The organism is Roseateles chitinivorans, assembly GCF_050632145.1.
Classification (GTDB): domain Bacteria; phylum Pseudomonadota; class Gammaproteobacteria; order Burkholderiales; family Burkholderiaceae_C; genus Roseateles; species Roseateles chitinivorans_B.
In genome coordinates this window covers 2147286-2168616 of the sequence record NZ_CP192577.1, presented here as the reverse complement: position 1 = coordinate 2168616, position 21331 = coordinate 2147286, and the positions used below count along the sequence as shown (strand labels likewise).

The following is a 21331-nucleotide window of genomic DNA, read 5'->3' as shown; positions in this document are numbered from 1 at the left end:
GGCGGGACCATCCTCATCCCCCGCAGGCGACCGCGCCCCCAGCCGGAGACAACGTCATGACCGAGATGTCCGCCGAGTACAAGGCCCTGGCCGAGTACCGCCCCACCCAGAAGGTCCGCTTCGTGACCGCCGCCAGCCTGTTCGACGGGCACGACGCGGCGATCAACATCATGCGGCGCATCCTGCAGAGCATGGGCGCGGAGGTCATCCACCTGGGCCACAACCGCTCGGTGGACGAGGTCGTCACCGCCGCGCTCCAGGAAGACGCGCAGGGGATCGCGGTCAGCTCGTACCAGGGCGGCCACGTCGAATACTTCAAGTACATGGTGGAGCTGCTGCGCCAGCGCGGCGGCGACAAGATCCAGGTCTTCGGCGGCGGCGGCGGCGTGATCGTGCCGGCCGAGATCCGCGACCTGGCCGACCAGGGCGTGCGCATCTTCAGCCCCGAGGACGGCCAGCGCATGGGCCTGATGGGCATGATCGGCGAGATGGTCATGCGTTGCGACCAGGACCTCAGCGCCGCCGCGCCCAAGGCCGTGGCCGCGCTGCAAGGCCATTCGGAAGGCGCGTGGCGCGCGCTCGCGCAGGCGGTCACCGCGCTGGAGAACGGCCGCGCCGATGCTGCCTTCACGCAGGCGCTGCGCGACGCCGCCAAGGGCCTTCGGACGCCCGTGCTGGGCATCACCGGCACCGGCGGCGCGGGCAAGTCCTCGCTGACCGATGAACTGATCCGCCGCCTGCGCCTGGATCAGGACGACGCGCTGCGCATCGCCGTGATCTCGATCGACCCGTCGCGCCGCAAGAGCGGCGGCGCGCTGCTCGGCGACCGCATCCGCATGAACGCGATCGCGCCGTGGGCCGCGGGACAGCGCGTCTACATGCGCTCGCTGGCGACGCGCGACTTCGGCTCCGAGATCTCGCAGGCGCTGCCCGACGTGATCGCCGCGGCCAAGGTCGCCGGCTTCGACCTCGTCATCGTCGAGACCTCCGGCATCGGCCAGGGCGACGCGGCGATCGTGCCGCACGTCGACGTGCCGATGTACGTGATGACGCCGGAGTTCGGCGCCGCCAGCCAGCTCGAGAAGATCGACATGCTGGACTTCGCCGAGTTCGTCGCCATCAACAAGTTCGACCGCAAGGGCGCGGCCGACGCGTGGCGCGACGTCGCCAAGCAGGTGCAGCGCAACAAGGAAGCCTGGGGCAAGAAGGCCGACGAGATGCCGGTCTTCGGCACCATGGCCAGCCGATTCAACGACGACGGCGTCACCGCGCTCTACCAGGCGCTGAAGCCGCGACTGGCCGAACTCGGCCTGCCGCTGCGGGACGGCGCGGGCCGCCTGCCGGTCGCCGCCACGCGCTTCAGCACGCACCAGACGCCCATCGTGCCGCCGGCGCGCTCGCGCTACCTCGCCGAGATCGGCGACACGGTGCGCTCGTACAAGAAGCGGGCCCGCGCGCAGGCGCGCCTGGCCCGCGAGATCCAGCAGCTGACCGCCAGCGTCGCAATGCTCGGGCAGACCGACGCCACGACGCACGCCGCGTCGCTGTCCGCGCTGGAAGCGCTCGCCGCGTCGCGCCAGGCCAGGCTCGACGCCGACGCGCGACAGCTGCTCGCGCAGTGGCCCGACATGCAGCAGGCCTACGCCGGCGACGAGTACGTCGTGAAGATCCGCGACAAGGAGATCCGCACCGCGCTGGTGTCGACGTCTCTGTCGGGCACCAAGATCCGCAAGGTCGTGCTGCCGCCGTACGAGGACCAGGGCGAACTGCTGAAGTGGCTGATGCTGGAGAACGTGCCGGGCAGCTTCCCGTACACGGCCGGCGTGTTCGCGTTCAAGCGCGAGGGCGAGGACCCGACCCGCATGTTCGCCGGCGAGGGCGACGCCTTCCGCACCAACCGGCGCTTCAAGCTGGTGTCCGAAGGACTGCCGGCCAAGCGGCTGTCGACGGCCTTCGACTCGGTCACGCTCTACGGCGCCGATCCGGCGCCGCGGCCCGACATCTACGGCAAGGTCGGCAACTCCGGCGTCAGCATCGCGACGCTGGACGACATGAAGGTCCTGTACGACGGCTTCGACCTCTGCAACCCGACGACCTCGGTGTCGATGACGATCAACGGCCCGGCGCCGTCGATCCTGGCGATGTTCATGAACACCGCGATCGACCAGCAGCTGGCGAAGTTCCAGGCCGACAACGGCCGCGACCCGACCGCCGACGAGGCCGCCAAGATCCGCGCCTGGGTGCTGGCCAACGTGCGCGGCACGGTGCAGGCCGACATCCTCAAGGAGGACCAGGGCCAGAACACCTGCATCTTCTCGACCGAGTTCTCGCTCAAGGTGATGGGCGACATCGCGCAGTACTTCGTCAACCACGACGTGCGCAACTTCTACTCGGTGTCGATCAGCGGCTATCACATCGCCGAGGCGGGCGCGAACCCGATCTCGCAGCTGGCGTTCACGCTGTCCAACGGCTTCACCTTCGTCGAGGCCTACCTCGCACGCGGGATGCACATCGACGACTTCGCGCCCAACCTGAGTTTCTTCTTCAGCAACGGCATGGACCCGGAGTACACCGTGCTGGGCCGCGTCGCGCGCCGCATCTGGGCCGTGGCGATGCGCGACAAGTACGGCGCCAACGAGCGCAGCCAGAAGCTGAAGTACCACATCCAGACCTCGGGCCGCTCGCTGCATGCGCAGGAGATCGCCTTCAACGACATCCGCACCACGCTGCAGGCGCTGATCGCGATCTACGACAACTGCAACTCGCTGCACACCAACGCCTACGACGAGGCGATCACCACGCCGACCGAGGAATCGGTGCGCCGCGCGATGGCGATCCAGCTGGTGATCAACCGCGAGTGGGGCCTGGCGAAGAACGAGAACCCCAGCCAGGGCGCGTTCATCATCGACGAGCTCACCGAGCTGGTCGAGGAGGCGGTGCTCACGGAGTTCGAGCGCATCGCCGAACGCGGCGGCGTCCTGGGCGCGATGGAGACGGGCTACCAGCGCGGCAAGATCCAGGAAGAGTCGATGCACTACGAGATGCTGAAGCACACCGGCGAGTACCCCATCATCGGCGTGAACACCTTCCGCAACCCGCATGGCGACCCGACGCCCGAGCACATCGAGCTGGCGCGTTCCACCGAGGACGAGAAGCAGGGCCAGCTGACCCGCCTGGGCGATTTCCACGCGCGCCATGCCGGCGAGGCGCCGGCGATGCTGAAGCGGCTGCAGCAGGCGGTCATCGACAACGGCAACGTCTTCGACGTGCTGATGGACGCCGTACGGGTGTGCTCGCTCGGACAGATCACCTCGGCGCTGTTCGAGGTCGGCGGGCAGTACCGGCGCAGCATGTGAGTCCGGCGGGCGGGCGCATCACGGCGCGTCGCCTCGCATCGTGAAGCGCCCGCGGAGCGCGGCGTGGCACCCCGTCGTGACACGGATCACGGTGGACGCGGATCCGGTCACCGGGAGTGCGGGGCTTCCCTCCCGCTGGCACATATCGTGCAATCGGTTCTGGCATCGTCGTTCACAAGATCCGTTGGAGACCGCCATGACCTTCCTGCGTCGTTTCACCACCGGCAAACGCCTGTCACTGGCCTTCGGCCTGATGCTGCTGCTGATCCTCGCCGTCTCGGCGCTCGGCATCCGGGGCAGCGGCCGGGTCTTCGCCGACCTCCAGACGATCTACGAGGACAGGACCATCCCGCTCAAGCAGATCGGCGACATCGACAGCCTGATGCTGCGCAACCGCATCCTGGTGTCGGAGATGATCCGCGACCCGGGCCAGCTGTCGACCCTCGACGCGCAGCTGCAGGCCAACGTGGCGACGATCACCGCGCTGTGGAAGGACTACATGTCCACCTACCTCACCGACGAGGAGAAGCAGCTGGCCACCGCCTTCGCCGAGGTCCGCGGCAACTACGTCCGTCAAGGGCTGCTGCCGGCACGCGATGCGGTGAAGGCCGGCGACGTGGCCAGGGCGCAGGCGATCTACGGCGACCGCATCGCGACGCTGGGCGCGCAGGCCAAGACGGCGATCGACGCCCTGCTGGCGCTGCAGGTGCGCGTCGGCGCCGAATCCTTCCACGCCGCCGAATCGACCGCCGCCTCGGTGCGCGCCTGGAGCCTGGCGGCCGCGCTCGCGGCGGTGCTGATCGCGCTGGGCGCGGGCGTCTTCACGACGCGCTCGATCACGGCGCCGATGCAGGAGGCGGTCCACTTCGCCGAGGCCGTCGCGCAGGGCGACCTGCGCAGCCGCGATGCGACGCCCGGCCAGGACGAGGCGGCGCGGTTGATCGCGGCGCTCGGCGCGATGGCGGGCTCGCTGCGCGACATCGTCAGCCGCGTGCGCAACAGCAGCGAGAGCATCGCCACCGGTTCCAGCGAGATCGCCACCGGCAGCCTCGACCTGAGCCAGCGGACCGAGGAACAGGCGAGCAACCTGCAGCAGACGGCCGCGTCGATGGAGGAGCTGTCGAGCACGGTGCAGAACAACGCGTCGACCGCGGGCCAGGCCGATGCGCTGGCGACGCGCGCCGCCGAGGCCGCCGGCCAGGGCGGCGGCGTCGTCCAGCAGGTCGTGCGGACGATGCAGGACATCAGCACCTCGTCCAGGCAGATCGCCGACATCATCGGCGTCATCGACAGCATCGCGTTCCAGACCAACATCCTGGCGCTGAACGCGGCGGTCGAGGCGGCACGCGCCGGCGAGCAGGGCAAGGGCTTCGCGGTGGTCGCGTCGGAGGTGCGCGCGCTGGCGCAGCGTTCGGCGCAGGCCGCGCGCGAGATCAAGGCGCTGATCGGCCGCAGCGTCGAGCAGGTGCAGTCGGGCTCGGGACTCGCCGACGACGCCGGGACGGCGATGCAGGGCATCGTCGACCAGGTGCGCCAGGTCAGCGTGCTCATCGGCGAGATCGCGTCCGCGAGCAGCGAGCAGTCGCGCGGCATCCAGCAGATCGGCCATGCGGTCACGCAACTCGACCAGGTCACGCAGCAGAACGCCGCGCTGGTCGAGGAAAGCAGCGCGGCGGCCGACAGCCTGCAGCAGCAGGCCAAGGAACTCGCGGAGCTGGTGCGGGTATTCCGGCTCGCGTGAAGCGTCGCGCACGGAACGGTCTGTGTCGTGTCGGTGTCCGCGCCACGCATGACCCGGCACCGCGCGTGAGATAGGTCGCGGAACGGGCGCGATTCCTCATTCCATCGGCCCCTCGGACGAGGGACCCGGGTTCACCCCCGTGTTGCCGCCCCGCGGGGCACTCCCATAATCGATTGCACCATCGATATCGGAGTACGCCATGCTGCAGGCACTGAGCCGGATGAAGATCACGACCTTGTTGCAAGTCGGCTTCGCGGCGGTACTCGCGATGGCGGCCCTGATGACCGGCGTGGGCGTGTTCAAGCTGCGCGAGATGGTGCGGCTCAGCGACCAGCTGCACACGCTCGAGCAGCGCCGGCTGATGGCCACGAACTGGCGCGCCGCGACCGAGCTCAACCTCAACCGCGTGATGGCGATGGCCAAGTCCGGCGGTCACGAGGGGCTCGGCAGTTTCCTGTCCGGCGAGATGACCCGGACCACGGAGCGCATCAACCAGCTGCAGGCCGAGCTCGACAAGGCGATCGACGACTCCGAGCAGAAGGCGCAGCTGCCGGTGATCGCGGAGGCGCGTCAGCGCTACGTCGACATCCGCAAGGGCGTGATGGCAGCGATCAAGGCGGATGCGGAATCCGGCGCGCGTCAGGTCGACCAGACGCTGATCCCGGCGGCCTCCAACTACCTGGCGTCGGTCGAGAAACTGGTTTCGCTGATCTCCGACGACACCGAGACCTTCGCGGCGCAGCAGCGCGAGCAGGCCGCGCAGGCGGCAACGTTGATGCTGGCGCTGACAGCGATCGCCGTGGTGATGGGGATCTTCATCGCGTGGCGCATCACGCACTCGGTGCGGGCACCGATGGTGCGCGCCGGCGCGGTGGCGCAGACGATCGCCAGCGGCGACCTGAGCCAGGACATCGTCGTCGACCGCAGCGACGAGATCGGCGTCCTGCTGCGCGAGCTGAGCGCGATGCAGGATTCCCTGCGACGCATGGTGCGCCAGGTGCGGGACGGCACAGAGACGATCAACGTCGCGACACGCGAGATCGCGACCGGCAACGAGGACCTGTCGGCGCGCACCGAGGCCACGGCCTCCAACCTGCAGGAGACGGCGTCCTCGATGGAACAGCTGACCGGCACGGTCGCCAACACGGCGAGCTCGGCGCAGCAGGCCAACGACCTGGTGAGCGCGACGCGGGTGTCGGCGTCCAAGGGCGGCGACGTCGTGGGCGAGGTGGTCGCCGTGATGCAGCAGATCGAGTCGAGCTCGCGCCGCATCAACGACATCATCGGCGTCATCGACGGCATCGCGTTCCAGACCAACATCCTGGCGCTGAACGCGGCGGTCGAGGCGGCGCGCGCCGGTGAGCAGGGCCGCGGCTTCGCGGTCGTCGCCGGCGAAGTGCGGGCGCTGGCGCAGCGCTCGGCGGGCGCGGCCAAGGAGATCAAGGCGCTGATCGGCGAGAGCGTGTCGCGCGTGGACACCGGCACGCGGCTGGCGCAGAACGCGGGCGCGGCGATGGGCGAGATCGTCCAGGGCGTGCGCCGCGTGGCCGACATCGTCGGCGAGATCGCGACGGCGGCGGCCGAGCAGAAGGACGGCATCGGCCAGGTCAATGTCGCCGTGCAGCGGCTCGACGAGATGACGCAGCAGAACGCGGCGCTGGTCGAGGAATCGGCCGCGGCGGCGGGCAGCCTGCGATCGCAGGCGGAGCAGCTCACCGCGCTGGTGAGCACCTTCCGGCTGGCGGCGTGACGCCGCGCGGCGCCGGTGTCGAACGCGTGTCGCGGTGGCGACGCGCGGCGGCCAGTGCCGCGCTGCTCCTGCTGACTCTCTCCGCGCTGCAAGGCTGCGGAGAACAGCCCTGGAAGCGGTATGCCCGGTACGAGGCCGACCTGGATCGTGAACGCGAGCAGCGCCTGGCCTCGGCGGAAGCCCTGATCGTCCCCGCGATCGCTTCGGGCGAGATCAAGGGACTGGCGCTGGCGTTCATCGACTTCGACCGGGTACGCGCGGTGCGCAGCTATGGCCACCGCAACGCGGACGGACAGGCGCTCCAGACCGGCACAGTGATGTATGGCGCGTCGCTGACCAAGACCGTGTTCGCCTACACGGTGATGCAGCTGGTCGACGAAGGACTGATCGATCTGGACGCGTCCATCGCGACCTTGCTGGACCGGCCGCTGCCGGACTATCCGAAGGATGCCCGCTACGGCCCCTGGCAGGACCTGCGCGGCGACGACCGCTGGCGGGCGCTGACGCCGCGCCTGCTGCTGTCGCATCGCGGCGGCTTCGGCAACTTCGCCTTCCTGGAGCCGGACGGCAAGCTGCGTTTCCACGTCGATCCCGGCAGCCGCTACGCGTATTCCGGCGAGGGCCTGATCCTGCTGCAGTTCGTGCTCGAGCAGGGGCGGCTGAAGCTGGACCTCGGCCGGGAGATGCAGCGACGCGTCTTCGACCGGTTCGGCATGACGATGACGGCGATGACATGGCGCGCGGACTTCGCGGCCAACCTGGCGGACGGCGTGACCGAGGCACGTCGCTGGGTCCCGCACGACGAACGCAGCCGCGTCCGGGCCGCGGGGTCGATGGACACGACGATCGACGACTTCGCGCGCTTCGCGGCGGGGCTCGCGCACGGCGACGGCCTGTCGCCGAAGAGCCGCGCGGAGATGACGCGCCCCCAGGCGCCGATCACGACCGCGTCGCAGTTCCCGACGCTGCAACCGGAGTTGCCCGCGGCGCAACGCCGGGCGGACCTCGCGGCGGGTCTGGGGGTCGTCGTCTTCGACGGCCCGCAGGGGCCTGGCTATTTCAAGGGCGGCCACGACGACCAGACGGGCAACACGATGGTGTGTGTCCAACGACGCGGTGCCTGCGTCGTGCTGCTGTCCAACGACGTGGCGGCCGAGCGGCTCTACCCGGCGATCGTGCGCCGCCTGCTCGGCGAGACCAGTGTGCCCTTCGGCTGGGAGTACGGCGGGAAGGCCGCGACGTGGCCGCACTGAACGGGACGGATTCAACGCACGTCATATCCAGCGATATATTTCGCCATCGACGCGCAGTCCGCGCGTCCGGATCACGGAGTGCCGATGCCGATTCGTCTTGTCACCCGCCGCGCCGCGATGGCGGCGTGCGTGGCCGTTGCACTGATGTCCACGATGGCGTCGGCAGCCCTGGCCGCCGGGCCCGTGACCGACCAAGTCCAGGTCGGCGGCGCCGTGCGGTCACCGCTGACGCTCACCGTCGACGACCTGCGCGCCTTCCCGGCGGACCAGATCGGGACCTTCACGCTGAAGAAGGAGGTCGAGGGCCGCGAGCAATCCACCACCGTGCGCGGCGTCCGACTCGCCGCCGTGCTGGAGCGGGCCGGCGTCGTCAGCAAGGATCGCCACGAGTGGAAGTCCATGGCCGTGCTCGCGACCGCGAGCGACGGCTACAAGGTCGTGTTCTCCTGGCCGGAGCTGACCAACACCGACGTCGGCGCCGGCGTGCTGGTGATCTTCGAACGCGACGGACAGGCGCTCGATGACGGCGAAGGCCGCATCGCGCTCGTCTCCGGCCGCGACCTGCGCAGCGGACCGCGTCACGTCAAATGGCTGAACAAGATCGAGATCAAGCCGCTCTGACGCGGCTGCTGTCCGACGCGCCGCGCCACTGGGACGCGGCGGACCGGTCGCTGTTCGCGACCGTCGGCCACCACGTCCAGTCGCGGACCGACGCCGGCGATTTCCCGCCGAACGCGCCCGACCCCGCCGCGCTCACGGGGCCGCTCTATCGCTTCCTGCTCGAGCACCGGGCGGCCCGGGACTCGTCGCATGCGCGCCTGTCCGGCTGGCTCGCCAGCGCCTGCATGGGCAGCCATCACCTGTGGCAGGACCTCGGTCTCCAGGAACGGGCCCAGGTCTCGCGACTGATGCAGCTCGCCTTCCCGGCCCTGCACGACGGCAACGTCCGGAACCTGCGCTGGAAACGCCACCTGTTCCTGAGCCTCGGCGATGCGCTCGGCCGTCCCGGCCTGCGTCCGCCCAAGTGCGATGATTGCGGCGACTTCGCGGTCTGCATGGGCGCCGATGCGGCGCCGGCGCAGACCACCGTGACCCTGCCTCCACTCATCGCCCAGGGAGATTGACCGCATGAAAGCCAGCGCCCGCAACTTCTTCGAAGGCACCGTCGCCGCGGTGCGCGACGGCAGCATCAACGACGAGATCGAGATCGAGACCGCCGCGGGCCTGCGCATCGTCGCCACCGTCACGCGCGAAAGCCGCAACGAACTCGGGCTGAAGCTCGGCCGCCACGCGTTCGCGCTGGTCAAGGCGCCGTCGGTCGTGCTGCTCACCGACGTCGGCAACGCGCGCTTCTCCGCGCGCAACCAGTTCCAGGGCCGCGTGCGGTCCGTGGCAACCGGTGCCGTCAACAGCGAGGTCGTCCTGGAACTCTCCGGCGGTCAGGCACTGGTGGCCGTCGTCACCAACGACAGCGCGACCGGACTGGCGCTCGCTGCCGGCACCGAGGCGACCGCGATCTTCAAGGCGTCCAGCGTGATCGTCGGCGTCGACGACTGACCCTGCACGGACCGGCGACGGAACGCCACGCCGCTCCGCGCCACAAGCGAAAGAGCCGCCCTCGGGCGGCTCTTGTCATTCCATCGCGCCGCGCCTGTCGGCAGCGCCTTCCGGCCTCTGCGCGGTCAGGGGAACACTGCGAGGAACAGGAAGACCACGAACACGACCATATGGACGGCGCCCTGCAGCACCGTCGCGCGGCCGCCGCCCAGCGTCAGGCCGCCGACGATGAAGGTCAGGAACAGCAGGACCATGCTCAGCGGCGTCAGCCCCAGCACCAGCGAGTGCGGGAACAGCGGCGACAGCACCGCCACCGTCGGGATCGTCAGGCCGATGCTCGCCAGGCCCGAGCCCAGCGCCAGATTCAGGCTGGTCTGCAGCCGGTTGTGCAGCGCCGCGCGCACCGCCGCGACCGTCTCCGGCAGCAGCACCAGCATCGCCACGATCACACCGACCAGCGACGGCGGCGCGCCGATCGCCTGCACGCCGCGCTCGATGGTCGGCGCCAGCAGCTTCGCCAAGCCGACCACGCCGACCAGGCACACCAGCAGCAGCGCCAGGCTGGTGCCGGCCACGCGCCAGCTCGGCGGCGCGGCGTGCGTGTCCTGGTCGTCGACGCCGGCCACCGGCAGGAAATAGTCGCGGTGCCGCACCGCCTGCACGAACACGAAGGCCCCGTAGAGCACCAGCGACACGCCGCCGGCGAACAGCAGCTGCGTGGTCGTGAACGTCGGACCGGCCGAGCTCGTCGTGAACGCCGGCAGCACCAGCGTCAGCACCGACAGTGCGGCCAGCACGGCCAGCGTCGGGCTCGTGCCCTCGACGCGGAAGGCCAGCTCCTGATGCTTCCAGCCGCCGACCAGGATGCACAGCCCCAGCACGCCGTTGCAGACGATCATGATCGCGGAGAACACCGTGTCTCGCGCCAGCGCGTTGGTCGACTCGCCGCCGGCCAGCATCAGCGACACGATCAGCGCCACCTCGATGATGGTCACCGCGACCGCCAGCACCAGCGAGCCGTAGGGCTCGCCCACGCGGTGCGCGACGACCTCGGCGTGATGCACCGCGGCAAGCACCGCGGCGATCAGCAGCACGCTCACCACGCCCAGCACCAGTGTCGAATTGGCGCCGGCCGTCAGGCCCACCAGCGCGAGGATCGCGGCCAGCGGCGCGGCCAGCGACCAAAGGGGCAGGGCCGCCGGCAGACGGGCAAGGAGGGAGTTGGAGCGCTTCACATGCATGGGCCGAGCATAGACCACGATGGTCCAAGGGCCTCGGACGCGCTACGCTCGGCGCACCATGCCGACCCTCGATCCCCGCGTCGATGCCTACATCGAGCGCGCCGCCCCGTTCGCGCAGGACCTGCTGCGCCACTGGCGCGCGACCGTGCATGCGCACTGCCCCGACGTCGTCGAGACGATCAAGTGGGGCTTCCCGAACTTCACCTACCGCGACAAGATCCTGACCGGCATGGCCGCCTTCAAGGCGCACTGCTCGATCGGCTTCTGGCACGGCGAGGCGGCCGTCGGCGCCGACCACGCCAAGGGCGGCGCGATGGGCGACTTCGGCAAGCTGACCGCGATCAAGGACCTGCCGTCCAAGGCCGAGCAGAAGGCCATCCTCAAGCGCGCGATGCAGTTGATCGAGGACGGCGTGAAGGCCCGTGCCGCGCGCGCGGCAGCACCCAGACCGCCTCCGGAGATCCCGGAGGATCTCGCCGCCGCGCTCCGGGCCGACGACGCCGCGCTCCGGCACTTCTCGTCCTTCCCGCCTGGACAGCAGCGCGAGTACATCGACTGGATCGTCGAGGCGAAGAAGCCGGAGACCCGCGCGCGACGCCTGGCGCAGGCCGTCGAATGGATCGCCGAAGGCAAGCGGCGGAACTGGAAATACGAGAACTGCTGAGGCGCTCGCAGGGGGTGCCCGGGATGGCGGCGGAATGGCGGCGGAATGGCGGTGGAGCGACGCTGGCGTGACGGCGAGGTGACGGCGAGGTGACGGCGAGGCTTCAGGCGACGGACTCAGGCGACGGGAGACTCCGTCCCCAGCTCCCAGTTGCTGTCGTGCACCTGCACGTTGTTGCGGCCGCCGTCCTTGGCGCGATACAGCGCGCGGTCGGCGCGCATGAACAGCTGATCGGCGGTCAGCGCGCTACCCGGCTCCACCACCGCGATGCCGGCGGACACCGTCAGCGTGAAGGCCCGGCCGTCGCCGTCGCACAGCTGCAGCGTGGCCACCGCCTCCCGGATCTGCTCGACCAGGCTCATCGCACCCGCGCCGTCGGTCGCCGGCAGGACGAGTCCGAATTCCTCGCCGCCCCAGCGCCCCACGACATCCGACGCGCGCAGCCGCGCCCGCACCTCGGCCGCGAACGCGCGCAGCGCGTCGTCCCCGGCGTGATGCCCGTGGCAGTCGTTGACGTCCTTGAAGTGGTCCAGGTCCAGCAGCACGAAGGCCAGCGGCGTGCCTTCGCGCCGGCCGCGCTCCAGCTCATGCCGCAGCAGCGCGTCGGCGGTCATCCGGTTCAGGCAGCCGGTGAGGCCGTCCGTCGAGGCCACCTCCTCCATGCGCCTCGCGATGCGCTCGAAGTTGGCGAGCACGAAGCCGAAGCCGGCGCCGATCAGGCAGATGAAGCTGAACAGGAAGGTCAGGCCCTGGCCGAGGCTGCCCTGCATCAGGTCGAGGTACTCGTCCGGATTCGTCAGCGCATGCACGCTGCGCAGCAGCAGGCTCGCGGCGGCGGCCACCAGCGTGACGCCGACGGCGCGCAGCGAGGCCTCACCGCGCCACCCCGGCCCCAGCAGCACGAAGATCGCCGGCAGCAGCAGCACCGCGAAGACCAGCGAGATCGCGCTGGTGCGCAGCGCCAGCGGCCACGCCAGCATCCACGCGGTCAGCCCCCAGGCCACCGCCGGTCCGCCCCACCACATCCATCGCGGCAGCGAACGTCCCAGCACATGCCGGTGGATCGCCTCGTTGTAGAACACGAGGCCCAGGGCGATCAGCCCGTTGCCGACCAGCGCGGAGATCCACAACGGCAGCACCAGGCGCGACGCCAGCCCCACGAAGCCGAACAGCAGCGTCCACGAGCCCCAGGTCCACACGCCGAGGTCCAGGTAATGCAACCGGCTGCGCTGCGCCGCCCACAGCTGCACGCCGAGCATCGCGAAACCGCTCAGCAGCGCCAACATCAGCGTGGGGATGTGGATGGACGCCATGACGCAGGAGTGTAGTGACGACGCCCCGCCGTTGCCCCCTACATCGCGGGCGTTGCCGGTTACCGACGCGTCAGACCCACGTGGCCATGGGGAACGCCTGCGTTCGCGCTCAGGACAGACGGTCGATCAGCGCCATCGCCGCGGCCGGCGCGCGCTCCTTCGCGCCGCTGATGAAGAAGACGAACACGTCGCGTGCGCGCCTGGGCGGCGTGCGGTCGGCCTCGACCAGCGGCAGCCGGTCGGGCTGTCCGCCGGACTCCCAGCGCGACGCGCTGGCAGCCAGCCCGTCGAGTTCCTCCTCCGTGACCCCGGTGACGAGCTCGGAGCGCGTGCGCATCACCCGCGTGTAGACGAAGTCGGCGGTGAGGTCCGGGATCGGCGGATAGTCGTCCGATTCGGTGAAGACGACACCGGCCCCGTGGTCGCGCGCCATCGCCAGGAATTCCGGCGAACGGAAGCTCTCGTGCCGGACGTCGAGCGCATGCCGCAGCGGGACGCCCGCGGAGTCCTTCGGCAGCAACTTCAGGAAGGCCCCGAAATCGGCCGGATCAAACCGTTTGGTGGTGGCGAACTGCCAGACGATGGGTCCCAGCTTGGGGCCGAGCTCCGCGACGCCGCTGTCGATGAAACGCATCACCGACTCGCCGGCCTCGGCCAGCACGCTCCGGTTGGTCGCGAAGCGGTTGGCCTTGAGCGAGAACACGAAACCCTCCGGCGCGGTGTCGCGCCACTTGGCGAAGGTCGCCGGCTTGAAGGTCGAGTAGTAGGTGCCGTTGACCTCGATGGCGCTCAACTGGCGGCTGGCGTATTCCAGCTCGCGGGAGGCGGGCAGCCCCTTGGGATAGAAGGTCTCGCGCCAGGGCTCGAAGTTCCAGCCGCCGATGCCCACGTGGATCGAGGTGCTCATGTCGTCGTGTCCTCCAGAAGTCGTTCGAGTCGGGTCTGTCCGCGGCGCGTCACGCGCAGCGCGCGGCTGTCGGGATCGGGGTCGAGCCAGTCCTGCGCCAGCATCGCCTGCAGCCAGGCGGCGCCGAGCGCGCCGCCGAGATGCGGGCGCCGTTCGCTCCAGTCCATGCAGGCGCAGGCCAGGCGACGACGGCGCGCGCCGGTGGCGGCGACGACATCGACGCCGAGCTCGCGCAGCGCGTCCAGGCCCGCGCCGGTGAAGCGGTAACCGCGGGCCTCGTCGGGGTCCGGCGCCATCCACTGCAGACGCAGCGCGTGGTCGTGCAGGCGCACGCCCCAATGGCCAGCCAGGTGGTCGTAGCAACGGCGGGCCTGTCGAAGCGCAGGCGGCGTGCTGGGCTCGAAGCGAGGACGCGGCAGCCCCGCCAGCACCAGCATCGCCTCCAGCGCCTGGGCGACCTCGGGCCCGGCGAGCCGGTAGTAGCGGTGCTTGCCCTGCGCCATGCAGCCGACCAGGCCCTGTCCGAGCAGCTTGGCCAGATGCGCGCTGGCGGTCGACGCGGCCACGTCGCCGACGGCGGCCAGTTCGGTCGCCGTGCGCGCATGGCCGTCCATCAGGCAGCAGAGCATGCGCGCGCGTACCGGCTCGGCCATGCTGGCGGCGATGTGGGCCAGCGCCTCGTCGGCGGTGGGGGCGTCAATCATGCTTCGATGCTAAGCGAAGCGTTCCTGGCGATCCATCGCGAAGATTCCCCCATGACCTCCTCCTGCCCCTTCCATTCGCCGCTGCTCGATCCCGACCTGCGCATGCGGCCGCCCGGCGAGCCGCTGCCGCCGCCGCTGCGCGCGCACGGCGGGCCGCTGGCCGACGTCTTCGCGCGCTGGCTGCGCCAGCGCGACGACACCGCGCATGCGCCCGAGAAGGCGGCGCTGACGCGCGCGCTGCAGGCGCTCTCGGACGATGACGTCCGCGCCCATGCGCGGCGACAGGCCGCGATCGCGCTGCAGGGCGGCTGGTCGCATTGGTCCTGGGCCGTTCCGGCGTCGACGGTCGCGAGCCTGCTCGGCCTCGAGATCCGAGATGTCGACGCGCAACGACGGCTGCATGCCGCCCTGCGCGCGATGGCGGCCGGCCTGGGCGCGAGTGCCGGCACCGACGCGGTCCGCGCGGGCGGCGACGCCGTCGCCGGATGGCTGAAAGCGCTCGACGATGCGGAGCGTCTTTCACCGGACGCGCCATTGCAATGGACCTTGCTTCGACACGCGGCCCCTGAGCGATGGACAGACCGCGCGGCGTTCACCGCCAACCGGCTGGCGCTGATCTGGCAGAGCCACGAGGCGGGCGCGGCACTGCTCGGGCACGCACTGCTCGAATGGCGGGCCACCGGTCGCATGCCCTCCCGGGACGGACTGCTCCGCATCGCCCGCGACGACGGGGCCGTGCGCGTGACCCGGCGCTTCGACGTGCGACACGTCCCCGCCGAGCCCGTGAGCGTGCCGCTGTCCGGCACCGACCATCCCTTCGGCGACGGCGCCCACCGCTGTCCCGGGCAAGGCCTGACACTCACCAGCCTGCTCGCGGCACTGAACTGGCTCTCGGAGCAGACCGGCCTGCGCCTTCCGGAGCCGGCCGCACCGCTGTCGCTGCCCAACATGGACATCCCGCAATTCCTGGACATCCTGGACATCCTGGACGACCAGGACAACCTGGACAAGGAGCCCCGCTCATGATCGCCGTCATCTTCGAAGTCATCCCCAGCGCCGATGGACGCGACCGCTACCTGGAACTCGCCGCGGAACTCAAGCCTCTGCTGCAGGAGGTCGACGGCTTCCTCAGCATCGAACGCTTCCAGAGCCTGACCGATCCCGACAAGCTGCTATCGCTGTCCTTCTGGCGCGACGAGGAGGCGGTGCGCGAGTGGCGCCGCATCGAGGCGCATCGCGGCGCGCAATCCGAGGGCCGCGCCGGCGTCTTCGCCGACTACCGGCTGCGTGTCGCGTCGGTGCTGCGCGACTACGGCATGACCGAACGCGAGCAGGCGCCACCGGACAGCCGCGAGCGGCATCGCGGATGAGCCCGCCGCGCTCCCGGGCAGGCGCGCGTCGCGCCGGGCCTTGCGCGTAACGCTCGTAACGCGCCTTCCGCCGGGGTGTCGTCGTCCGCTCCGACGATTTCGTCGCACGATCCGTCCCGGCGTCGGGCAGCGCGCCGAGAATCGCCGCCGCTCACACGACACGGCCTCGAGGCCCGACTCCGCTCATGTCCTCCCCTTCCCTGCCCGCCACGGGTTCACCGCGCCAGCACGGCCTGGACACGCTGCGCGCCGCCGCCATCCTGCTGGTCTTCGCGTACCACTACCAGGTCTTCGTCAGCGGCGCACCGACCTTCGGCTGGCTGAGCCGCATCGGCTGGACAGGCGTCGACCTGTTCTTCGTGCTGAGCGGCTACCTGATCGCGAACCAGCTGATGGGCGGCATGAAACGGGGAGCAACTCTCGCTGCCGCGCTTCTACGGGCGGCGCCTGCTGCGCACGCTGCCCAACTTCTACGTGGTGCTGGCGCTGTACTGGCTGTTCCCGCAGGTGATGGGCGGACGCGAGCCGCCGCCGCTGTGGCGCTTCCTGACCTTCACCCAGAACATCGCGCTGACGCCGGGCACCGCCTTCTCGCATGCCTGGTCGCTGTGCATCGAGGAGCAGTTCTACCTGGTGCTGCCGGCGGCGCTGATGCTGGGTGCGGCGCTGAAGCGCCACCGCCGCGCGCTGGCCTGGTCGCTGATCGGCGTGCTGACGCTGGCGGCCGTCGTCTGGCGCGACCACCTGTGGCGCCTGTACGGCACGCAGGACCCGTCGCTCGGCTACTACCCGCACCTGTACTACGGCAGCCTCGCGCGACTCGATGAATTCCTGCCCGGCGTCGCGATCGCGTTGATGAAGCACGGCCACGCGGACCTCTGGGCGGCGCTGATGCGGCGCGCGAGGACGCTGCTCGCGATCGGCGTGGCGGCCAGCCTCGGCATGCTGACCCTGATGCTGCACGGCTACTACATCGACGACTACGGCTACGGCCATGCGATGAGCAGCTGGGGCTACAGCGCGCTGGCCTGGAGCTTCGGGCTGATGGTGCTGGCCGTGCTCCCGCCGCAAGGGCCGATGGCGTGTGTCCAGGTCCCCGGTGCCAACGCGCTGGCGCGCTGGTCGTATGCGCTGTACCTCACCCACAAGCCGATCGCCTTTGCGCTGGTCAAACCGCTCGCGGCGATCGGCCTGATGCGCGCCTCGGGCTGGACGGTGCCGGTGATCGCGGCGGCCTGCCTGCTCGGCGGCTGGCTGCTGTACCGGTGGGTGGAGCTGCCGTTCCTGGCCTTGCGGGACCGCTGGATCCCGTCGCAATTCGCCGAGGCCCCGCGTGCTACAACGGCGGATCCAAGGAGTCCTCAGCATGCGTAGCCTTCGTCCTTCCGGCCATTCCCGTCCTGCCCGCCGCACGGCGATCCTGTCCATCGGCGCTGCCGCGCTGGCCCTCGTGGCCTCCGCGTGCATGGCCGCCAGCGCCGAGGAGATCGGCGAAGTCAGCACGGTGTTCAAGTTCGTCGGCCCGAACCACAAGATCGTCGTCGACGCCTACGACGATCCCGCCGTGAACGGCGTGACCTGCTTCGTGTCGCGCGCGAAGACCGGTGGCATCAAGGGCGGTCTCGGCCTGGCCGAGGACAAGTCGGAAGCGTCGATCGCCTGCCGCGCCGTCGGCCCGATCAGCTTCCCCAAGCCGCTGCCCAAGCAGGAAGAAGTCTTCTCGGAGCGTTCCTCGCTGGTGTTCAAGCGGCTGCGTGTCGTCCGCATGGTCGATGCGAAGCGCAATACGCTGGTCTACCTGACCTACTCGGACCGCGTGATCGAAGGCTCGCCACAGAACAGCGTGACCGCGGTGCCGGTGGATCGGGGGACCGTCATTCCGGTGAAGTGAGGACCGCCAAGGGGGCCATGGCGGCGGTCGGGCCATGGGGCCGCCGCTGATCCTCACCGAGGGACGTCACCGACCGTTCCCGGCACTGGCGGCGCCACGCGCCGTCATCCGAGCGGCGCATCCGTGCTGACGGTCACCGCGCGCCACGCGTCGATCGACGCGGTCATCGACGTCAGCTTCTGTTGCACCAGCCCCAGCGCGTCGCTGCCCAGCAGCAGATGCGCAGGCGGCTGCTCCGCGCCGACGGCGAGGTCCACGATCACGCCCGCGGCCAGCGCCGGATCCCCCAGCTGACGACCGCTCACGGCCTGCCGCCGCGCGCGGATCGGGTCGAAGATCGCGTCGTAGTCGGCGATGCTGCGCCCGGACCGGACCATCGACCGTCCCGCCCAGTCGGTCCGGAAGGACCCCGGCGCGATCGCGGTGACGGTGATGCCCAGGTCCGCGACCTCCTTGCCCAGCGCCTCGGAGAGGCCCTCCAGCGCGAACTTGCTGCCGCAGTAGTACGTGATGCCCGGCATCGTGATGAAGCCGCCCATCGACGTCGTGTTGAAGATGCGACCCGAACGACGGCCTCGCATGAACGGCAGCACCGCCTTCATCATCGCCACCGCCCCGAAGACGTTGACCTGGAACTGGCGCAGCAGGTCGTCGATCGGACTCTCCTCCAGGATGCCCTCGTGCCCGTAGCCCGCGTTGTTGATGAGGATGTCGACCGGGCCCACCTCGGCCTCGATGGCCGTCACCAGCGGCGCCGCCAGCGCCAGCGCCGTCACGTCGTGCAGACGTGCGTGCGCCCGGCCCGGACAGAGCCGCTCGAACGCCTGCGCCGCTTCGGCGTTGCGCACCGTGCCGACGACGACGTGGCCGTCCGTCAGCGCGCGCTGCGCGATCGCGCGTCCGAAGCCGCTGCTGACGCCGGTGATGAGGAAGGTCTTGGCGGATCGCGCCGTCGACGGCGGACAGTTGGTGGGGGTCGTGTTCATGGCAGGGAATGCTAGGAATCGCCGGGCCGTTTGCGCAGGCCCAGGGGCCTGCCGGTCTTGCCTATTCCTCCATGCTGCCGCCGACCGGTCCTCACGGAGACGAGAATTCACGGCATCCCATGACCGACGACCACCGCCAACGCCAGATCCGCGACCTGCTGCGCCAGCTGGCGCCGGACGAGGGCTACACCGTGAGCCCCATCGACTCGGTCCGGTGGCTGCGCAGCAACCGCCCGCTCGACCGCACGCCGGTGCTCTACGAGCCGGGCATCGTCTTCGTCTGCCAGGGCCGCAAGCGCGGTTTCGTCGGCGATCGGACGATCGTCTACGACGCTCGGCACTACCTGGTGGTCGCCGTGCCGGTGCCGTTCACGATGGAGACGGACGCCAGCGAGGCGGCGCCTCTGCTGGCCGTCTACCTGCGACTGGACCAGACGCTGGCGGCGGAAGTCGCCCTCGCGATCGATCGGAGTCGAGGGGCGCGCGACGATGACTCGAGCGCGCCCGGAGCGCTCGGACTCGAGGCTTCACCCATGGACGACCGGATCGAGGCCACGCTGCTGCGCTTCCTCGAAGCGATGGCGGATCCCGTCGAGACCGCCGTGCTGGGGCCCGCGCTGCTGCGCGAGCTGTACTTCCGCGTGCTCGACGGCCCCCAGGGGGCGACGCTGCGCAGCGTGCTCGGCGAGCGCGGGCACCTCGGGCGCATCGCCCTGGCGCTCCGGCGCATCCATGCGGACTTCGCCGAGCCGCTGGACGTCTCGCGCCTGGCGCGCGAGGCGGGCCTGGGACTCGCCGCTTTCCACGCCCACTTCAAGGCGGTCACGCAGACCACGCCGATGCAGTACCTGAAGTCGACGCGGCTCCACCGGGCGCGCCTGCTGATGCTGCGGCAGGGCATGACGGCGGCCGCGGCCGCCGACCGCGTCGGATACGCGAGCGCCTCACAGTTCAGCCACGAGTTCCGCCGCCTGTTCGGGCAGGCGCCACAGGCGGAAGTCGCGCGCCTGAAGGCCTCGTTCGCCCTGCCGGCGCAGGACGACGGACCGTTCGTGTCCTCTCACTGAGCGGCAACTTCGGGCGTCGCCTGGCGGGCGACGTCGAATCCCTCGTCGATCCAGCCCGTCAATCCGCCGATCATCAGCTTCACCGGCCGCCCGAGCGTCGCAAGCCGGATCGCGCCGCGGTGCGCGCCGTTGCAATGCGGACCGGCGCAGTAGACGACGAACAGCGTGTCCATCGGGTACGCGGCCATCTTGCCCTCGGTGATCTTGCCGTGCGGCAGGCTCACCGCGCCGGGCACGTGGCCGCGGGCGTGGAGCTCGTGGCTGCGGACATCGAGCAGCACGAAGTCCTCGACGCCGCGCGCGAACGCGTCGTGCACGTCCCAGCAATCGGTCTCGAAGGCGAATGCCTGCGCGAAGTGCGCGAGTGCCTGGGCGCTGGGCGCGGCGGGAACGGCGGAGATGTTCGAGCTCATCGGGGTTTCCTTCAGCGGTGTTGTATCGACGAGGGTCAGTGTCGTGAGATCCTCCGGATCGATCGAGTGGCAGGAAAGACATTGACCGGTAACATCGCGCCATGCCACGTGAGACCGCCACCACTCGATCCCAGGCCCGGCCCCTTCCTGCCTCGTCGACACCGGCGAAGCCGCCTCTCGTCGCGATCCTCGCGTACGACCGGCTCTGCATGTTCGAGTTCGGCTGCGCCGTCGAACTCTTCGCGCTCGACCGCCCGGAACTCGGCGTCGCCTGGTACCGCCATGCGATCTGCGCCGCGGAGCCCGGCCCGCTGCGCGGGACCGGCGGCGTGCGCATCGAGGCCCCGCACACGCTGGCGATGCTGCGCCGCGCCGACACCATCGTCATTCCCGGCTGGCGCGACGCCGCCGAGCGGCCGCCCGGAGCGCTGCTCGACGCGGTGCGCGCCGCCCATGCGCGCGGCGCCAGGCTGTGCACGATCTGCTCCGGCGTCTTCGTGCTCGCGCATGCGGGGCTGCTCGACGGCAAGCGCGCGACCACGCACTGGCGTTACGCAGAGCGGCTCGCGCGGGAGTTCCCGTCGATCGAGGTCGATCCGTCCGCGCTCTACGTCGACGAGGGCGCGCTGATCACCTCGGCGGGATCCGCCGCGGGGCTCGACATGCTGATGCACCTGGTGCGACGCGATCACGGTCCGCGCATCGCCAACGCCGTGGCGCAGCGGCTGGTGATGTCGCCTCACCGCGACGGCGGGCAGGCGCAGTTCGTGCCCCGGCCGATGCCCTCCGAGGAGGCCAGTCCCATCGCCGTGCTGCAGGACTGGCTGCGCGCGCATCCGCGCGAGCTGCACACCGTCGCGTCGATGGCCCGTCAGGCCGCGATGAGCGCCCGCACGCTGCAGCGCCGCTTCAAGGACACCACCGGCCTCGCACCGCTCGAATGGCTGACCCGGGAGCGCGTCGCCATCGCCAAGGAGTTGCTGGAGACGCGCGAGGCGCTCGACGTCGAGGCCGTGGCGGACCTCGCCGGCCTGGGCTCGCCGGAGTCGATGCGGCGGCATTTCCGGCTGATGGGGCTGCCAGCGCCGTCACGGTATCGACGCCAGTTCGGCTGAACG

The 21331-nt window shown here is 70.4% G+C and carries 20 protein-coding genes and 1 pseudogene; 15 read left to right on the top strand and 6 right to left on the bottom strand.

The genetic code is table 11. The annotated features are described in order from the left end of the window. The first annotated feature begins 56 nt into the window (after nt 1–56). The 7 genes from icmF to ACQ86G_RS09895 all read left to right on the top strand — a co-directional run bounded on the left by icmF (nt 57) and on the right by ACQ86G_RS09895 (nt 9657). On the top strand, nt 57–3356 hold the full coding sequence (gene icmF / locus ACQ86G_RS09925; RefSeq protein WP_431260411.1) for a fused isobutyryl-CoA mutase/GTPase IcmF: 3300 nt from the start codon (nt 57–59) through the stop codon (nt 3354–3356). Nucleotides 3357–3552: 196 nt separating this feature from the next. Further along, complete coding sequence (locus tag ACQ86G_RS09920; protein WP_431260410.1) at nt 3553–5097, top strand: methyl-accepting chemotaxis protein; 1545 nt, start codon at nt 3553–3555, stop codon at nt 5095–5097. 199 nt (nt 5098–5296) lie between these two features. Continuing rightward, the gene (locus ACQ86G_RS09915; protein ID WP_431260409.1) at nt 5297–6847 is read left to right on the top strand and encodes a methyl-accepting chemotaxis protein; all 1551 of its coding nucleotides are present in this window, start codon (nt 5297–5299) and stop codon (nt 6845–6847) included. After that, complete coding sequence (locus ACQ86G_RS09910) at nt 6844–8100, top strand: serine hydrolase domain-containing protein (RefSeq protein ID WP_431260408.1); 1257 nt, start codon at nt 6844–6846, stop codon at nt 8098–8100. Before ACQ86G_RS09915 ends, ACQ86G_RS09910 begins: the two co-directional genes overlap by 4 nt. A gap of 84 nt (nt 8101–8184) precedes the next feature. Next, nucleotides 8185–8721: a molybdopterin-dependent oxidoreductase gene (locus ACQ86G_RS09905; protein WP_431260407.1), complete on the top strand. Its 537-nt coding sequence runs from the start codon at nt 8185–8187 to the stop codon at nt 8719–8721. Beyond that, entirely contained in the window at nt 8688–9224 is a 537-nt protein-coding gene (locus ACQ86G_RS09900; protein WP_431260406.1) for a nitrogen fixation protein NifQ, read from the top strand. Before ACQ86G_RS09905 ends, ACQ86G_RS09900 begins: the two co-directional genes overlap by 34 nt. A gap of 4 nt (nt 9225–9228) precedes the next feature. Further along, nucleotides 9229–9657 (top strand): TOBE domain-containing protein, encoded by a 429-nt coding sequence (locus ACQ86G_RS09895; protein ID WP_431260405.1) that lies wholly within the window; start codon nt 9229–9231, stop codon nt 9655–9657. A gap of 125 nt (nt 9658–9782) precedes the next feature. Here the strand turns inward: ACQ86G_RS09895 and ACQ86G_RS09890 are convergent, their stop codons facing one another. Continuing rightward, entirely contained in the window at nt 9783–10898 is a 1116-nt protein-coding gene (locus ACQ86G_RS09890; RefSeq protein WP_431260404.1) for a calcium:proton antiporter, read from the bottom strand. A 58-nt stretch (nt 10899–10956) separates the two neighbouring features. Here ACQ86G_RS09890 and ACQ86G_RS09885 point away from each other — a divergent pair, with 58 nt between their 5' ends. Next, nucleotides 10957–11562: a YdeI/OmpD-associated family protein gene (locus tag ACQ86G_RS09885; RefSeq protein ID WP_431260403.1), complete on the top strand. Its 606-nt coding sequence runs from the start codon at nt 10957–10959 to the stop codon at nt 11560–11562. Between the two features lie 116 nt (nt 11563–11678). Here the strand turns inward: ACQ86G_RS09885 and ACQ86G_RS09880 are convergent, their stop codons facing one another. The 3 genes from ACQ86G_RS09880 to ACQ86G_RS09870 all read right to left on the bottom strand — a co-directional run bounded on the left by ACQ86G_RS09880 (nt 11679) and on the right by ACQ86G_RS09870 (nt 14486). Next, entirely contained in the window at nt 11679–12875 is a 1197-nt protein-coding gene (locus ACQ86G_RS09880; RefSeq protein WP_431260402.1) for a GGDEF domain-containing protein, read from the bottom strand. A gap of 109 nt (nt 12876–12984) precedes the next feature. Further along, nucleotides 12985–13782, bottom strand: a complete 798-nt coding sequence (locus ACQ86G_RS09875; protein ID WP_431260401.1) for a DUF72 domain-containing protein — start codon at nt 13780–13782, stop codon at nt 12985–12987. Next, nucleotides 13779–14486 carry an ArsR/SmtB family transcription factor gene (locus tag ACQ86G_RS09870; RefSeq protein WP_431260400.1) on the bottom strand — a complete coding sequence of 236 codons (708 nt, stop codon included), beginning with the start codon at nt 14484–14486 and terminating at the stop codon, nt 13779–13781. Before ACQ86G_RS09870 ends, ACQ86G_RS09875 begins: the two co-directional genes overlap by 4 nt. Before the next feature lie 51 nt (nt 14487–14537). Between ACQ86G_RS09870 and ACQ86G_RS09865 the strand changes: the two genes are divergently transcribed. The 5 genes and pseudogenes from ACQ86G_RS09865 to ACQ86G_RS09845 all read left to right on the top strand — a co-directional run bounded on the left by ACQ86G_RS09865 (nt 14538) and on the right by ACQ86G_RS09845 (nt 17747). Beyond that, nucleotides 14538–15512 carry a hypothetical protein gene (locus tag ACQ86G_RS09865; RefSeq protein ID WP_431260399.1) on the top strand — a complete coding sequence of 325 codons (975 nt, stop codon included), beginning with the start codon at nt 14538–14540 and terminating at the stop codon, nt 15510–15512. Further along, entirely contained in the window at nt 15509–15856 is a 348-nt protein-coding gene (locus ACQ86G_RS09860; RefSeq protein ID WP_331613410.1) for an antibiotic biosynthesis monooxygenase family protein, read from the top strand. Before ACQ86G_RS09865 ends, ACQ86G_RS09860 begins: the two co-directional genes overlap by 4 nt. 185 nt (nt 15857–16041) lie before the next feature. Beyond that, nucleotides 16042–16194: pseudogene (locus ACQ86G_RS09855) on the top strand (hypothetical protein); the annotation flags it as partial. A 136-nt stretch (nt 16195–16330) separates the two neighbouring features. Further along, complete coding sequence (locus ACQ86G_RS09850; RefSeq protein WP_431260398.1) at nt 16331–17230, top strand: acyltransferase family protein; 900 nt, start codon at nt 16331–16333, stop codon at nt 17228–17230. A gap of 91 nt (nt 17231–17321) precedes the next feature. After that, entirely contained in the window at nt 17322–17747 is a 426-nt protein-coding gene (locus ACQ86G_RS09845) for a CreA family protein (protein ID WP_431261366.1), read from the top strand. Nucleotides 17748–17851: 104 nt separating this feature from the next. Here the strand turns inward: ACQ86G_RS09845 and ACQ86G_RS09840 are convergent, their stop codons facing one another. Continuing rightward, on the bottom strand, nt 17852–18733 hold the full coding sequence (locus tag ACQ86G_RS09840) for an oxidoreductase (protein WP_431260397.1): 882 nt from the start codon (nt 18731–18733) through the stop codon (nt 17852–17854). Nucleotides 18734–18852: 119 nt separating this feature from the next. Between ACQ86G_RS09840 and ACQ86G_RS09835 the strand changes: the two genes are divergently transcribed. Next, nucleotides 18853–19800, top strand: coding sequence for an AraC family transcriptional regulator (locus tag ACQ86G_RS09835; RefSeq protein WP_431260396.1), 948 nt, complete (start codon nt 18853–18855; stop codon nt 19798–19800). Here ACQ86G_RS09835 and ACQ86G_RS09830 read toward each other — a convergent pair. After that, nucleotides 19794–20213 (bottom strand): rhodanese-like domain-containing protein, encoded by a 420-nt coding sequence (locus ACQ86G_RS09830; RefSeq protein WP_431260395.1) that lies wholly within the window; start codon nt 20211–20213, stop codon nt 19794–19796. The genes ACQ86G_RS09835 and ACQ86G_RS09830 overlap by 7 nt on opposite strands. Nucleotides 20214–20314: 101 nt before the next feature. Here ACQ86G_RS09830 and ftrA point away from each other — a divergent pair, with 101 nt between their 5' ends. Further along, on the top strand, nt 20315–21328 hold the full coding sequence (gene ftrA / locus ACQ86G_RS09825) for a transcriptional regulator FtrA (protein ID WP_431260394.1): 1014 nt from the start codon (nt 20315–20317) through the stop codon (nt 21326–21328). Nucleotides 21329–21331 lie beyond the last annotated feature (3 nt).

Coding starts and splice junctions, on each gene's coding strand:
- icmF (WP_431260411.1), top strand. CDS start 57: ATGACCGAGATGTCCGCCGAGTACAAGGCCCTGGCCGAGTACCGCCCC.
- ACQ86G_RS09920 (WP_431260410.1), top strand. CDS start 3,553: ATGACCTTCCTGCGTCGTTTCACCACCGGCAAACGCCTGTCACTGGCC.
- ACQ86G_RS09915 (WP_431260409.1), top strand. CDS start 5,297: ATGCTGCAGGCACTGAGCCGGATGAAGATCACGACCTTGTTGCAAGTC.
- ACQ86G_RS09905 (WP_431260407.1), top strand. CDS start 8,185: ATGCCGATTCGTCTTGTCACCCGCCGCGCCGCGATGGCGGCGTGCGTG.
- ACQ86G_RS09900 (WP_431260406.1), top strand. CDS start 8,688: ATGGCTGAACAAGATCGAGATCAAGCCGCTCTGACGCGGCTGCTGTCC.
- ACQ86G_RS09895 (WP_431260405.1), top strand. CDS start 9,229: ATGAAAGCCAGCGCCCGCAACTTCTTCGAAGGCACCGTCGCCGCGGTG.
- ACQ86G_RS09890 (WP_431260404.1), bottom strand. CDS start 10,898: ATGCATGTGAAGCGCTCCAACTCCCTCCTTGCCCGTCTGCCGGCGGCC.
- ACQ86G_RS09885 (WP_431260403.1), top strand. CDS start 10,957: ATGCCGACCCTCGATCCCCGCGTCGATGCCTACATCGAGCGCGCCGCC.
- ACQ86G_RS09880 (WP_431260402.1), bottom strand. CDS start 12,875: ATGGCGTCCATCCACATCCCCACGCTGATGTTGGCGCTGCTGAGCGGT.
- ACQ86G_RS09875 (WP_431260401.1), bottom strand. CDS start 13,782: ATGAGCACCTCGATCCACGTGGGCATCGGCGGCTGGAACTTCGAGCCC.
- ACQ86G_RS09870 (WP_431260400.1), bottom strand. CDS start 14,486: ATGATTGACGCCCCCACCGCCGACGAGGCGCTGGCCCACATCGCCGCC.
- ACQ86G_RS09865 (WP_431260399.1), top strand. CDS start 14,538: ATGACCTCCTCCTGCCCCTTCCATTCGCCGCTGCTCGATCCCGACCTG.
- ACQ86G_RS09860 (WP_331613410.1), top strand. CDS start 15,509: ATGATCGCCGTCATCTTCGAAGTCATCCCCAGCGCCGATGGACGCGAC.
- ACQ86G_RS09845 (WP_431261366.1), top strand. CDS start 17,322: ATGGCCGCCAGCGCCGAGGAGATCGGCGAAGTCAGCACGGTGTTCAAG.
- ACQ86G_RS09840 (WP_431260397.1), bottom strand. CDS start 18,733: ATGAACACGACCCCCACCAACTGTCCGCCGTCGACGGCGCGATCCGCC.
- ACQ86G_RS09835 (WP_431260396.1), top strand. CDS start 18,853: ATGACCGACGACCACCGCCAACGCCAGATCCGCGACCTGCTGCGCCAG.
- ACQ86G_RS09830 (WP_431260395.1), bottom strand. CDS start 20,213: ATGAGCTCGAACATCTCCGCCGTTCCCGCCGCGCCCAGCGCCCAGGCA.
- ftrA (WP_431260394.1), top strand. CDS start 20,315: ATGCCACGTGAGACCGCCACCACTCGATCCCAGGCCCGGCCCCTTCCT.